General features: G+C 69.9%; 11 protein-coding genes. 5 read left to right on the top strand and 6 right to left on the bottom strand.

Annotation, left to right across the window (positions count from 1 at the left end; genetic code table 11):
* Window positions 1-12 precede the first annotated feature (12 nt).
* From AB0M67_RS14835 to AB0M67_RS14815, 5 genes are all read left to right on the top strand, one after another.
* On the top strand, window positions 13-1,671 hold the full coding sequence (locus AB0M67_RS14835; protein WP_365745743.1) for an FAD-dependent oxidoreductase: 1,659 nt from the start codon (window positions 13-15) through the stop codon (window positions 1,669-1,671).
* The gene (locus AB0M67_RS14830; RefSeq protein WP_365745742.1) at window positions 1,668-3,155 is read left to right on the top strand and encodes an ATP-binding protein; all 1,488 of its coding nucleotides are present in this window, start codon (window positions 1,668-1,670) and stop codon (window positions 3,153-3,155) included. The genes AB0M67_RS14835 and AB0M67_RS14830 overlap by 4 nt, the downstream gene beginning before the upstream one ends.
* Window positions 3,156-3,284: 129 nt before the next feature.
* The gene (locus tag AB0M67_RS14825) at window positions 3,285-4,253 is read left to right on the top strand and encodes a polysaccharide lyase family 1 protein (RefSeq protein ID WP_365745741.1); all 969 of its coding nucleotides are present in this window, start codon (window positions 3,285-3,287) and stop codon (window positions 4,251-4,253) included.
* A gap of 80 nt (window positions 4,254-4,333) precedes the next feature.
* Entirely contained in the window at window positions 4,334-4,870 is a 537-nt protein-coding gene (locus AB0M67_RS14820) for a DinB family protein (RefSeq protein WP_365745740.1), read from the top strand.
* Window positions 4,871-5,063: 193 nt separating this feature from the next.
* On the top strand, window positions 5,064-6,062 hold the full coding sequence (locus tag AB0M67_RS14815) for an alpha/beta hydrolase (protein WP_365745739.1): 999 nt from the start codon (window positions 5,064-5,066) through the stop codon (window positions 6,060-6,062).
* Between the two features lie 72 nt (window positions 6,063-6,134).
* Here the strand turns inward: AB0M67_RS14815 and AB0M67_RS14810 are convergent, their stop codons facing one another.
* The 6 genes from AB0M67_RS14810 to AB0M67_RS14785 form a co-directional block, all read right to left on the bottom strand.
* A complete protein-coding gene (locus tag AB0M67_RS14810) occupies window positions 6,135-6,824 on the bottom strand; it encodes a hypothetical protein (protein WP_365745738.1) in 690 nt (229 codons plus the stop codon).
* A gap of 5 nt (window positions 6,825-6,829) precedes the next feature.
* Window positions 6,830-7,423, bottom strand: a complete 594-nt coding sequence (locus tag AB0M67_RS14805) for a sigma-70 family RNA polymerase sigma factor (RefSeq protein ID WP_365745737.1) — start codon at window positions 7,421-7,423, stop codon at window positions 6,830-6,832.
* Window positions 7,420-7,632 (bottom strand): hypothetical protein, encoded by a 213-nt coding sequence (locus AB0M67_RS14800; protein ID WP_365745736.1) that lies wholly within the window; start codon window positions 7,630-7,632, stop codon window positions 7,420-7,422. Before AB0M67_RS14800 ends, AB0M67_RS14805 begins: the two co-directional genes overlap by 4 nt.
* A gap of 558 nt (window positions 7,633-8,190) precedes the next feature.
* Complete coding sequence (locus AB0M67_RS14795; protein ID WP_365745735.1) at window positions 8,191-8,580, bottom strand: MmcQ/YjbR family DNA-binding protein; 390 nt, start codon at window positions 8,578-8,580, stop codon at window positions 8,191-8,193.
* A 37-nt stretch (window positions 8,581-8,617) separates the two neighbouring features.
* Window positions 8,618-10,201, bottom strand: coding sequence for an arabinogalactan endo-1,4-beta-galactosidase (locus AB0M67_RS14790; RefSeq protein ID WP_365745734.1), 1,584 nt, complete (start codon window positions 10,199-10,201; stop codon window positions 8,618-8,620).
* A 32-nt stretch (window positions 10,202-10,233) separates the two neighbouring features.
* A complete protein-coding gene (locus AB0M67_RS14785; RefSeq protein ID WP_365745733.1) occupies window positions 10,234-12,255 on the bottom strand; it encodes a beta-galactosidase in 2,022 nt (673 codons plus the stop codon).
* Between the last annotated feature and the right edge of the window lie 170 nt (window positions 12,256-12,425).

Below are 12,425 nucleotides of genomic sequence, written 5' to 3'. Positions count from 1 at the left end.
GATGGTGATGGCATGGCGAACCCGACGATCTTGACCGTCGATGACGATCCAGCGGTCTCCAGAGCGGTCGCCCGCGACATCCGGCGCAGATACGGCGGCCAGTACCGGGTCGTACGCGCCGTCTCCGGGGCGGAGGCCCTGGACGCGCTGCGCGAGATCAAGCTGCGCGGTGAACGGCTCGCGGTGATGCTCGCCGACTACCGGATGCCGCAGATGAACGGCATCGAGTTCCTCGAAGCGGCGATGGATCTCTTCCCGCTCGCGCGACGGGTGCTGCTGACCGCGTACGCGGACACGGGCGCGGCCATTGACGCGATCAATGTCGTTGATCTGGATCACTACCTCCTCAAGCCGTGGAATCCACCGGAGGAGCATCTGTACCCGGTGATCGACGAGCTGCTGGACGCCTGGGCCACCACCCCGGATCCGGCCATCACCGAGACCCGGGTGGTGGGGCACCGCTGGTCCGCTCCGTCCTTCGCCGTACGTGACTTCCTCGCCCGCAATCTGGTGCCGTACCGCTGGCTGCCCGCCGACGAGCCCGAGGGCGCCAGGCTGCTGGCCGCCGCAGGACTGGCCCCGGGCGATGTACCGCTGGTGGTCACCGCCGACGGCACATCGCTGGTGGCACCGGCCGAGAAGGAGCTCGCCGCGCATGTCGGCCTGAGCACCACCCCCACCTCGGACTTCTATGACCTCGTGGTGGTCGGCGGCGGACCGGCCGGGCTCGGCGCCGCCGTGTACGGCGCGTCCGAGGGGCTGCGTACGGTACTGGTCGAGCGCGAGGCGACCGGCGGACAGGCGGGACAGAGCAGCAGGATCGAGAACTATCTCGGGTTCCCCGACGGCGTCTCCGGAGCCCAGCTCACCGACCGCGCCCGCCGCCAGGCGCTGAAGTTCGGCGCCGAGATCCTCAGTGCCCGCGAGGTCGTCGGGCTGGACGCGGCCGGATCGGGCCGGGTGGTGCGGTTCGGGCAGGGCAGCGCCATCACCGCCCATACGGTGGTGCTCGCCACCGGCGTCTCCTACCGCCGCCTGGCGACCTCCAGCCTGGACGAGTTCACGGGGGCGGGGGTCTTCTACGGGTCCACCGTCACCGAGGCGTCCACCTGCTCGGGCGAGGAGGTGTACTTGGTGGGCGGCGCCAACTCGGCAGGGCAGGCGGCGGTGCATCTCTCCCGCTACGCGCGCCGGGTGCACCTGCTCATCAGGGGCGCCGATCTGACCGGTTCGATGTCCAACTATCTGATCGAGCAGATCGACGACATCGACCATATCGTCGTCCACCCCTGGACCGAGGCGGTCGGCGGGAAGGGCGACGGCCATCTGCAGCAGCTCACGCTGCGCGACGTCCGGTCGGGGGCGACGGACTCGGTCGACTCGTCCTGGCTGTTCGTGTTCATCGGCGCGGAGCCGCGTACGGAGTGGCTGGAAGGTGTGGTCGAGCGCGACGCGCGGGGGTTCGTGATCACCGGCCCCGATCTGGTGGCCGACGGGCGGCGGCCGGCCAACTGGCCGCTGCCGAGGGACCCTTACCACCTGGAGTCCAGCGTGCCTGGGGTGTTCGCGGCCGGGGACGTCCGTGCCGCGTCACTCAAACGCGTCGCCTCCGCCGTCGGTGACGGCGCGATGGCCATTTCCCTGGTCCACCGCTACTTGGAGTCACAGTGAGTGCTTCGAACCGTTTGACGCCGGCGGAACTGCGCACCTTGTTCCTGTTCGAGGCGCTCGACGAGAGCCAGCTGGCCTGGCTGTCGGAGCGGGGCAGGGTCGAGCGGCGGACGGGGGGAAGCGCCGTCTATACCGAGGGTGAGCCGGCCACCTGCTTCTTCGTGCTGCTGAGCGGTGCCGTGACGCTCAGCCGACGGCTGCACGGTGACGAGATCGAGGTCACCAGAACCGACCGGCGCGGTGTCTACAGCGGGGCGACCCAGGCGTACCTCGGTGACCGTGTCGACCAGGTCTATCCGAACACACTGCGGGCCATCAGCGACGCGGAGTTCTTCGCCCTGCCGGCCGATGAGTTCGCCGCGGCCATACGCGGTTGGTTCCCGATGGCGCTCCATCTGCTCGAAGGGCTCTTCTTCGGGTCGCGCGCGGCGGACACGATCCTGGGCGAGCGGGAGCGGCTGGTCGCGCTGGGAGCGCTGTCCGCCGGCCTCACCCATGAACTCAACAATCCGGCCGCGGCGGCGGTACGGGCCACCGAGGCGCTGCGCGAGCGGGTGGCCGGGATGCGGCACAAACTCGCCCTGATCGCGGACGGCCGGCTGGACGGCACGCGGCTGCGCGGCTTGGTGGAGCTCCAGGACGCGGCGGTCAAGCAGGCCGCCGCGGCCTCCCCCATGTCGGCGCTGGACGCCTCTGACGCCGAGGACGAGCTCACCGACTGGCTCGATGAGCACGAGGTGGCCAACCCCTGGGATGTGGCGCCCGTCCTGGTCTCCGGAGGGGTCAATGTGCCCTGGCTGGCGTCGGTCGCCGAAGCGGTGGGCAAGGACCATCTGGACTCGGCGGTGCGCTGGCTGGCGTACGCCATCGACACCGAACTCCTGATGGGGGAGATCGATGACGCCGTGACCCGGGTCTCGGACCTGGTCGGAGCGGCCAAGCAGTACTCCCAGCTGGACCGGGCGCCGCATCAGGTCGTGGATGTGCACGCGCTGCTCGACGCCACGCTGACGATGATGCGGGCCAAGATCCCGGCCGGGATCCGGGTGGTCAAGGAGTACGACCGGACGCTGCCGCCGATCCCGGCGTTCGGCGCCGAGCTGAACCAGGTGTGGACGAATCTGATCGACAACGCGGTCGACGCCATGGACGGAGAGGGCACGCTCACGCTGGGGACGAGGAGGGAGGGCGACCGGCTGTATGTGGAGGTGACGGACACCGGGAGCGGTATTCCCCCGGAGGTCAGGCCGCGGATCTTCGAACCGTTCTTCTCCACGAAGTCGGTGGGTGAGGGCACCGGACTGGGCCTGGACATCTCGTACCGCATCGTCGTCAACAAGCACCACGGCGACATCAGGGTGGACTCGCGGCCGGGCCATACCCGGTTCCGGGTGTGCCTGCCGATCACTCCGGTCGACGAGCCTGCCGACTCCGTCGGCTCTGCCGCGCCGGTGGAGTCGGCCGGTTCGGCCGCCGGGGAGTGACCTCCGTCGGACAGCGGACCCGTCCCGCGCGGACCGGCAACCTTTCCGTCCTCGCCGGCGACCAGAGGGTGAAGTCCCGGGCGCACAGCGCCCGTCCCCCCTCCTTGCCCTGGATAGGGACACACCCGTATGTCCACGATCATCAGCCGGCGCCGCCTGGCGACCCTGTTCGCCTCCACCGTCGCCGTCGCCGCCCTCGGCGCGATCCCCCAGCAGTCCGCCGTCGCCGCGGAGACCGGGCCCATCGGCTTCGGCGCGGGCACCACCGGTGGCGGCAGCGCGACGCCCGTCACGGTCAGCACGCTCGCCGCGTTCACCTCCGCCGTCGCGGGTGAGTCCGCGAAGGTCGTCCGGGTCTCCGGGCTGATCACACTCAGCGGCCAGGTCGACATCGGCTCCAACACCACGGTGCTGGGGGTGGGTTCGGAGTCGGGCTTCACCGGTGGCGGACTGCGCGTCAAGGAATCCACCAATGTCATCATCCGCAATCTCCGGATCAGCAAGCCCATCGCGCCCGCGGACGGCATCACCGTACAGAAGTCCACGAAGGTGTGGATCGATCACAACGCCTTCTCGGCGGACCGCGACCACGACAAGGACCACTACGACGGACTGCTGGACATCACCCACGCGTCCGACCATGTCACGGTGTCCTGGAACACCTTCAAGGACCACTTCAAGGGCTCGCTCGTCGGTCACAGCGACAACAACAGCGGTGAGGACACCGGGCACTTGCGCGTGACGTACCACCACAACCAGTTCAGCAACGTCTACTCGCGCCTCCCCAGTCTGCGCTTCGGCACCGGCCACTTCTACGACAACTACGTCCAGGGCGCCGACACCGCCTGCCACTCCCGGATGGGGGCGCAGCTGCTGGTCGAGAACAATGTCTTCCGCGACACGAAGGTCGCGGTGACCACGAACCGCAGCAGCGATGTGGACGGCTACGCGGTGCTGCGTGGGAACGACCTCGGAGGCGCCGCCACCGAGGTCTCCCGGACCGGCTCCTTCACCACACCGCCGTACAGCTACACGGCCGAACCGGCGTCCAGTGTCATCGCCTCGGTGACGGCGGGCGCGGGTACGGGGAAGATCTGACGCACCCCGGGGCTCCCCGTACCGGGCCGCCGCCGGAAAACGGCTTTCCGGGTGCGGCGAGGGCGTGGCAGGGTCGGCCGATGGACGTATCCCGATGTGAACTGCTGCGCTGGCAGTTCGGCCTCACCTGGCAGCTCTTCGACTACCACTTGGAGCGGCTGGAGCCCGCGGACTTCCTGTGGGAGCCGACGTCCCACTGCTGGACGGTACGACGGGACGAAACCGCCGGGACATGGGTGCCGGACTGGGCGGAGACCGAGCCCGATCCCGTCCCCGTCCCCACGATCGGCTGGCTGAGCTGGCACATCGGATGGTGGTGGAGTGTGACCATCGATCACGCGCGGGGACGGACGCCGCGGGAGCGGGAGGAGATCGGGTGGCCGGGTGACGGTTTGGCGGCCATCGCCTGGCTGCGCGGCCTCCGTGAGGAGTGGCTGACGGTGCTCGACCGGCTCACCGACGCCGACCTGGACGCCACCGCCCCGTTCCCATGGCGGGATGACCCCGAGCACACCGTCGCCCATATGGCCGGCTGGGTGAATTCCGAGCTGATGAAGAACGCCGCCGAGATAGGCCAGCTCCGGCTGCTGCGCGCGGCGTCCGCGGACACACTTTAGGGGGTGCCGTCGAGGAGACGACGGCCTGTGTGCCGGGCCGGTTTGCCGGATCGGCAAAGAGATTTTGCCTGTGGCGTGCCGTCGCGACATGGTCGTGGTGGCGGTGTTCGTCACGGCGGGGCAGCGGGCTGCCGGCTGCCCCGCCGTGATACGCCGTCGCACGAATGGCACAAGGAATGCCCAAGGAGGACGCATGTCTCAGCGCGCGCAGGTACCGGACGTGACACACCGGTTGGTGGATGTACCGGACGGCCGGATCCATCTGGTGGAGCAGGGCACCGGTCCCCTGGTCCTGCTGGTCCACGGGTTCCCCGAGTCGTGGTATTCCTGGCGCCACCAGCTCCCGGCGCTCGCCGCTGCCGGGTTCCGGGCGGTGGCCATCGATGTGCGGGGCTACGGACGCTCCTCGAAGCCGCGTGACATCGAGGCGTACCGGATGCTGGCCCATGTCGCCGACAACGTCGGTGTCGTGCGCGCGCTCGGCGAGGAGACCGCCACCGTCATCGGCCATGACTGGGGTTCGACCATCGCCGCCAATACGGCGCTGCTCAGGCCCGATGTCTTCACCGCCGTGGGACTGCTCAGCGTTCCCTACGCCCCTCGCGGCGGTTTCCGGCCGACGGACGCCTTCTCCCTGATGGGCGGCCCCGAAGAGTTCTATGTCAGCTACTTCCAGCGGCCCGGCCGGGCGGAGGCGGAGATCGAGCGCGATGTCCGCGGCTGGCTGGCCGGGTTCTACGCCGTGCTCTCGGGCGACGCGGTACCCCCGGCCGACGGCGGTGATCCGCACTTCGTCCCGGTGGGCGGGAAACTCTCGGACCGCTTCCCCGACGCCGCCGCGCCCTCATGGCTCAGCGAGGCCGATCTCGACGTCTACGCCGACGAGTTCGAGCGTACGGGGCTGACCGGAGCGCTCAACCGCTACCGCAACATGGACCGGGACTGGGCGGATCTCGCCGCGTGGGACGGGGCGCCGATCACCCAGCCCTCGCTGTTCATCGGCGGCGCGCTCGACGCGTCCACGACCTGGCTGGCCGACGCGATCGCGGCGTACCCCACGACCCTCCCCGGTCTGGTCTCGTCACACATCCTCGAAGGCTGCGGGCACTGGGTGCAGCAGGAACGCGCCGATGAGGTCAGCCGGCTGCTGACCGACTGGCTGCGCGCTCTGCCGGCGCGGGCGCGGAGCTGACCGAGTGGTCGGCCGCGGCGCCCCGCGACCGACCACTCGTCCGCGGACCCGGAATCCGCGTGCCGGGCGCGTTCACAGTGCGTCGGCGAGCTCCCCGATCTGTTCCGCGAGATGCGGGTCGGGGTGCGGAACGCTGCCGAACTCCTCGTCCTCCTCGATCGTCAGACGCTGTACGGCCGCGCGCAGCGCCGGGCTGGGCGGGCGCCGGGGGTGTGTGGTGGGGTGGCAGACGCTGAGGCGCCCGGCCGGGAGCGCCACGAGCCCTGAGTCGAGATCGGCGGCCTGGTCCGCCCAGTGCGCGGCGTCACGCCGCTCACCTCTGCCGAGGTGGAGGAGATAGAGGCAGTAGGCGGCCGTGGGGTTGCCCGCGCCGGCCGCGAACTGCCACCAGAACTGGGCGCCTTCGTGCCATCCGGCCAGGTTCAGCAGGCAGGCGAAGTACAACGCGCCGTCGGGGTCGATACGGCGGGAGTTGGCGAGCCGGGCCAGCTGTCCGGCCGCGTCGATGCCGTGCAGCGCCTCGGCCGACAGCGCGTGCAGATCCTTGCCCGCCTGATCGTGGACGGTCGGGAAGAAGTCGGCCGGGGCCGCCGGCCGGGGCCGGGCGACACCGGCGCCACGGGCGATGGATCCGTCGAACATGAGGGTGTCGGCGACATCACGGGCGAGCTGCGCCTTGGAGGCGGCGAGGTCGTACTCGGCGAACGCGTCGGGGATCACAGCGTCTTCCAGGACTTCGTCGATGCCGCGCGGAGGCTGCATGGGGTTCACTCCTTCTCCTTGCCGGCGTCCGTGTACTGGGGCAGGCCGAGCTTCTGGGCGATACGCCGCTTGGCCAGCCGCCGGTGGGAACGGACGGTGTCGCGCTCCACACCCATGATGCGGGCGACCTTGTACGAGGGGTAGCCCAGCACGTACAGCAGCACGATCACGTCGTACTGCCGCTCAGGCAGCGAGGCGATGGCGGTGTAGAGGCCGAGGGAGGTCTCCATCACCTCGAACGTGCACCGCACCGACTCCAGCACCGCGCGGGCGGTGCGCTGGAACGCGGCGGTCTCCACCAGCTGGGGGTCCAGGCCCGCCAGCCGCAGATGGGTGTCCACCCGCGCCTTCAGCAGGGCCCACGCGTAGGCCTCCGGGCTCTCCGCCCGCATGACGCGCTCCCAGTTGAGGGCGAGATGGGAGAAGCAGCGGCGCACCACCGCCACCGCGGCGGCCTTGTCACCGAGCATGGCGTGGGCGTAGTTCAGATAGGCCTTCACATACAGGTCGTGGAAGGCCTCCAGGGCGGGCGGCAGGGTGTACTGCACCTCGGCCAGGTATTCGCCGTGGTCGTCCGGCGACGGAAGGTCGGTGTTCACGGCTGGGCCTCCTCGTCATGGGCGGCGGGCGTGAGCACTTCTTTCCGGGGAGCACGGGGAGCACCGTGGTGGCGGTCCTCTATCAGTGCGGCGGCTCCCACCCGCACCCCGGCGCGCAGCAGACGCCGCGTCAGGTAGCGCAGGTCCGAGGCGAAGACGCGCACGGCGGTGGCGAGCACCAGCAGGGCGAAGACGTCGTTGGGCGTCACGTCATGTCCTTCTTCTACTGAGCAGCACCCTCGAACCCCCGCTGGTGCTGGAGGACTTCGATGTCCTCAAGAAGCAGCTTTTCGGACCGGGGTGGTCAAACGTGCAACGCGACACCCAAGAAAAATACGGAAAGCGATCGTCCCCTTACACAAAGATGCCACCCCACCCGCCCCAGGCGCCACACCGAGTAAGCGGACGAACACCGTCAGGCAGGCTCCGACCTGCACCGACGGGACGGCGCGAGCTGACTCACCGTCAGTCACCCCCGCGTCGAGTTCAATCCACAATCGATCCGAATGTGGCGCAGATCACTCAGTTGTGGCGCAGGACCTGGCACGGGATACCGGCGGCCGTTCGGCCGAACGGGTGGTTTCATCCCGTGCCGGTCGGCGTGTCCGCCGAACTCCACCGATGCGCGTCGATCGCGGGCTATGGTTTTCTCAGTTCGCGGGTACGAATCCCGCCGCCGGCCCTGGCTGACGTGATCGAGCAGCACGCTGACGTGATCGAGCAGTGCAACGCCCCCTCCGACGGAGGGGGCGTTGTTGTTGTGCGGCTCAGTCCTTCTTGGTGCCGGTGCGCGTGCCGGGTTCCGGGGTGGGGAACGCTTCCACGAGGCTGTCCGGAGCGGCCTGCTTCCAGGAGTCCACGAGGATGTCGCGCAGCTCGTCCAGATCCTCCAGCGCGCTCAGCCGTACCCGCACCCACGCGGAACTCGCCTCGTGCGGCGGCACCCAGAACTTCTCCGGCTCGGCCGCGATCAGCTCCGTCCGCTCGTACCGGGGGCAGCGCACGGCGAACGACGTCTGATCGTCCGGGACCGTGACGAACATCTTCCCGGCGACACGGAATGTGGGCATGCTCCACGCCTCCTTCTCCGCTGTCTGCGGGAGGGACAGCGCGATACGGCGGACTTCCTCGGCATCAATCACGGTCACGGCCACCATGGTAAATGGCGTCCGGCGCTCGTCCCGCGCCCCGGTTCTACCGGTGCGCGAACCACTCCGCGGCGGGCAGCAGTCGCGTGTCGTAACCGAAGAGCGCCTGGTTCTCCCAGGCGTTGCCCGAGGAGGGGTCCTGGGGGTCCCAGCCGCTTCCGTTCACCGCGGTCCAGGCCGGCTCCCAGTAGACGACGCCCAGGCCACGGCCGCCGGGGACCGCCTCGACCACGTTCATGACATCGCGCAGATTGGCCGCCTGGCCGGCCGGAGTCGCCGGATAGCCGGCCGCCAGCTGATCCGCCGAGGACACGTTGTTCTCCAGGAAGTCACCATTGGCCAGCGTATGGGCGTAGGCGGTCTCGGCCACGAGCACCGGCTTGCCGTACCGCGCCGCCACATCGTCCAGATTGGCCTGGAGAGCGGAGAGCGGGCCGTGCCAGTAGCCGTAGTAGGACAGCGCGATCACATCGAACGGCACCTGGCGCGCCACCGCCTGGTCGAACCACCAGCGGGTGCCGGCGTTGTCACCGCCCTTGGCCAGATGCAGGGCGACCTGGGTGGTGGAGGAGACTGCCTTCGCCGCCCGGGCCCCGGAGGTGAGCAGTCCGGCGAGCTGGGTCCAGTTGTCGGTGGAGCCTTCCGGCCACAGCATGCCGCCGTTGATCTCGTTGCCGATCTGCACCATGTCGGCGGTGGTGCCCTGGGCCTTGAGGGCGTTCAGCACCTCGAAGGTGTGGTCGTGGACATCGGTGCGCAACTGGCTGTACGAGTGGGAGGCCCACGCGGCCGGTTTGTTCTGCTGCCCCGGGTCGGCCCAGCGGTCCGAGTAGTGGAAGTCGATCAGGAGCTTCATGCCCTGAGCCTTGGCCCGCTTGGCCATCGCCAGGATCCGGGCCTTGTTGTTGTAGCCGTCGGCCGGGTTCACCCAGACCTTGAGCCGTACGTAGTTCATCCCCGCGCCGCGCAGGATCCGGAGGGCGTCCGCGCTCGCGCCGTCGGCGGCGCGGTAGGTGGCGCCGAACGCCTCGTTCTTCGCGAGCGTCGAGAGGTCGCCGCCCTTGACGGCCAGGCCCGTCGCGCCGGCCGTGAAGGTGAGATCGTCGAAGTTGGCCCACTCCCCCGCGTGGGCGTCGGAGTTGAGGCTGACGGTGCAGTTCCCGCCGCTCACCCGTACCGACGTGACGATACGGATCCACTCGCCGTTCGGCGTGGGCGGCAGATCGGTGCGCTGTTCGGCGCCGCCGCAGCCGCGCAGGGCGATATAGGCGGCGTTCTGGCCGCCGCTGGAGCGGACCCGGGCGCCGAGGGTGTACGTACCGGCGGTGAGGCCCGTCAGAGACTGATACGTCTCGACCTTGTAGGCCGAGGCCGACCAGTGACTGAGCCGGCGGCTGCCGCTGTAGCCGCCGTTCTCGCTGAAGGAGGCGGTGTTCTGCCCGGTGGCGGAGTAGGTACTCCAGCCGGCCGGGGTGGTGGTGCCGGTGGGGTCGGCCTCGAATCCGGCGTTGCCGAGGCCCTCGGCGGCGTGCGCCCGCTGGGCGGGCAGGACGGTGAGGAGCAGGGCGCCCAGCACGCAGAGCGCGGCGGCGGCGCGTGGCGGACGCCAGGTGCGGTGTGTGAGGTGCATCGTCGGTGTCCCTTCGGGGTGGGTGACCGGACTCAGTCGTCGAGCTTCAGAACACGTACCGCTCCGGCCGGCAGACCGAGCCGGCCCGCCGCCCGCTCGCCGGTGAGGAGTTCGGTGCCGGGCGCGGGCAGTGGCACCTTGGCGTCCTTTCCGGTGTGGTTGACGGCGAAGAGGTAGTCGCCGCCCTCGCCGGTGCGGCGTACGACTTCGACGTCACGCGGCAGACCGGTGCGGGGCGCGAGCCCGGCGTCCTCGGCGGCGGCGTCGAGGATCGTGTCGAGGGCGCCGGTGTCCAGGCGGGTGGAGAGGTACCAGGCCGTGCCCCGGCCCAGCCGGTGCCGGGTGATGGCGGGACGCCCGGCGGTGAGCCCGTCGGCGTAGGTCCAGACGGTCTCGGCGCCGCGCGGTACCACGAACTCGCTCCAGACGTCGCCGGTCAGCTCCGCGCCGCCGGCCGCGGTGAGCCGGACCCGTTCGCCCTCACCGAGGGGCGAGAACTCCTCGACAGTGAGGCCGAGGACATCGCGCAGAACGCCGGGGTGGGCACCGGGGTGGACGGCGTCGTGCTGGTCGACGATTCCGGAGAAGTACGAGACGACGAGTGTGCCGCCGTTCTCGACGTAGGTACGGAGGTTGCGTCCCGTGGCCTCGCCCGCGAGGTACAGGGCGGGCACCACGACGAGGGGGTAGCGCGACAGATCGGCTTCCGGGTGGGCGAAATCGACGGTGAGATGACGGTCGTAGAGCGTCTCGTAGAAGGTGTCGGCCCGTTCGCGGGCGTCGTGGTCCTCGCTCGGCCGCCCTTCGAGGCGCTGCGCCCACCAGGACTGCCAGTCCCAGACCAGCGCGGCGTCGGCGACTGTCCTCGTGCCGCGTACTGCCGCCAGGTCCCCCACCACGGCGCCGAGTTCGACGACCTCGCGCCAGACGCGGCTGTCGGTGCCCGCGTGCGGCAGCATCGAGGAGTGGAACTTCTCGGCGCCGCGCCGCGACTGGCGCCACTGGAAGAACATCGCGCCGTCGGAGCCGCGGGCCACATGGGCGAGGCTGTTCCTGGCCATCTGGCCGGGCGCCTTGGCCGGGTTGCGCGGCTGCCAGTTGACGCCGCTGGTGGAGTGTTCGAGCAGCAGCCAGGGGGCGCCGCCCGCCACGGAACGGGTGAGGTCGGCGGCCATGGCGAGGTTCACATGGGTCCGCCGGCCGTCGGTGATGAGGTAGTGGTCATTGGTGACGAGGTCGACCTCGCGTCCCCAGGCCCAGTAGTCGACGGAGTCGCACTGGCTGAGCGCGGTCATGAAGTTGGTGGTGACGGGGATGCCCGGGGAGTGCAGATGCAGCAGATCGCGTTCGCGGACGAAGTTCTCCCGCATCGTGGCGTCGGCGAAGCGCGCGTAGTCGAGCCGCTGCGCGGGGTTGCACACGCCGGGGGTGGCGCGGGGCGGTTCGATCTCGTCGAAGGAGCCGTAGCGCTGGCCCCAGAAGGCCGTCCCCCAGGCTTCGTTGACGGCGTCGACGGTGGAGTAGGCGGCGGTGAGCCAACGGCGGAAGTGGGTCGCGCAGTTGTCGCAGTAGCAGGCGCTGACGGGGGCGCCGTATTCGTTGTGGACGTGCCACAGCGCCACCGCTGGGTGGTTGCCGTAGCGGCGGGCGAGTTGTTCGGTGATGGCCGCGGCGGCGGCGCGGTACGCCGGTGAGCTGTGGCAGATCGCGCCGCGGGAGCCGAACGCGTACCGCATGCCCTCCCGGCTCACAGGGAGCGCGTCGGGGTGGGCGCGGTAGAACCAGGCGGGCGGGGCGACGGTGGGGGTGGCCAGGTCGATCCGGATGCCGTGCTCGTGCAGGAGGCCGATGATGCGGTCGAGCCAGTCGAAGTCGTAGTGGCCGGGCTCGGGTTCCAGCAGGGCCCAGGAGAAGATGCCGAGACTCACCAGGTTGACGCCGGCCTCGCGCATGAGACGGACGTCCTCCTGCCAGACGTCCTCCGGCCACTGTTCGGGGTTGTAGTCCCCGCCGAACGCGAGCCCTTCAAGACCTGCGGGTGCGGTGTCCGGCATGGATGTGCCTCCTGTGCTGCGTGCGATGCGGAATGCGGGGCGGGACATGGGAACGTGCACACACATGAGCGGCGACGCAGATCCAACATAACCGCACAGGAACAACCATTGACAAGCGTCCGGGACGTTTCTCTACTGTGAACGCTCACAGAGCACGACCGGTCCACCGC

Origin of the sequence: Streptomyces sp. NPDC051662, from assembly GCF_040681655.1 — a bacterium.
Classification (GTDB): Bacteria; Actinomycetota; Actinomycetes; order Streptomycetales; family Streptomycetaceae; genus Streptomyces.
This window is presented reverse-complemented; position numbering and strand designations above follow the sequence as displayed.

What these genes read in the sequence shown, in the direction of transcription:
- AB0M67_RS14815 (WP_365745739.1), top strand. Translation starts at nt 5,064, where the DNA reads ATGTCTCAGCGCGCGCAGGTACCGGACGTGACACACCGGTTGGTGGAT.
- AB0M67_RS14835 (WP_365745743.1), top strand. Translation starts at nt 13, where the DNA reads ATGGCGAACCCGACGATCTTGACCGTCGATGACGATCCAGCGGTCTCC.
- AB0M67_RS14785 (WP_365745733.1), bottom strand. Translation starts at nt 12,255, where the DNA reads ATGCCGGACACCGCACCCGCAGGTCTTGAAGGGCTCGCGTTCGGCGGG.
- AB0M67_RS14825 (WP_365745741.1), top strand. Translation starts at nt 3,285, where the DNA reads ATGTCCACGATCATCAGCCGGCGCCGCCTGGCGACCCTGTTCGCCTCC.
- AB0M67_RS14795 (WP_365745735.1), bottom strand. Translation starts at nt 8,580, where the DNA reads ATGGTGGCCGTGACCGTGATTGATGCCGAGGAAGTCCGCCGTATCGCG.
- AB0M67_RS14820 (WP_365745740.1), top strand. Translation starts at nt 4,334, where the DNA reads ATGGACGTATCCCGATGTGAACTGCTGCGCTGGCAGTTCGGCCTCACC.
- AB0M67_RS14790 (WP_365745734.1), bottom strand. Translation starts at nt 10,201, where the DNA reads ATGCACCTCACACACCGCACCTGGCGTCCGCCACGCGCCGCCGCCGCG.
- AB0M67_RS14810 (WP_365745738.1), bottom strand. Translation starts at nt 6,824, where the DNA reads ATGCAGCCTCCGCGCGGCATCGACGAAGTCCTGGAAGACGCTGTGATC.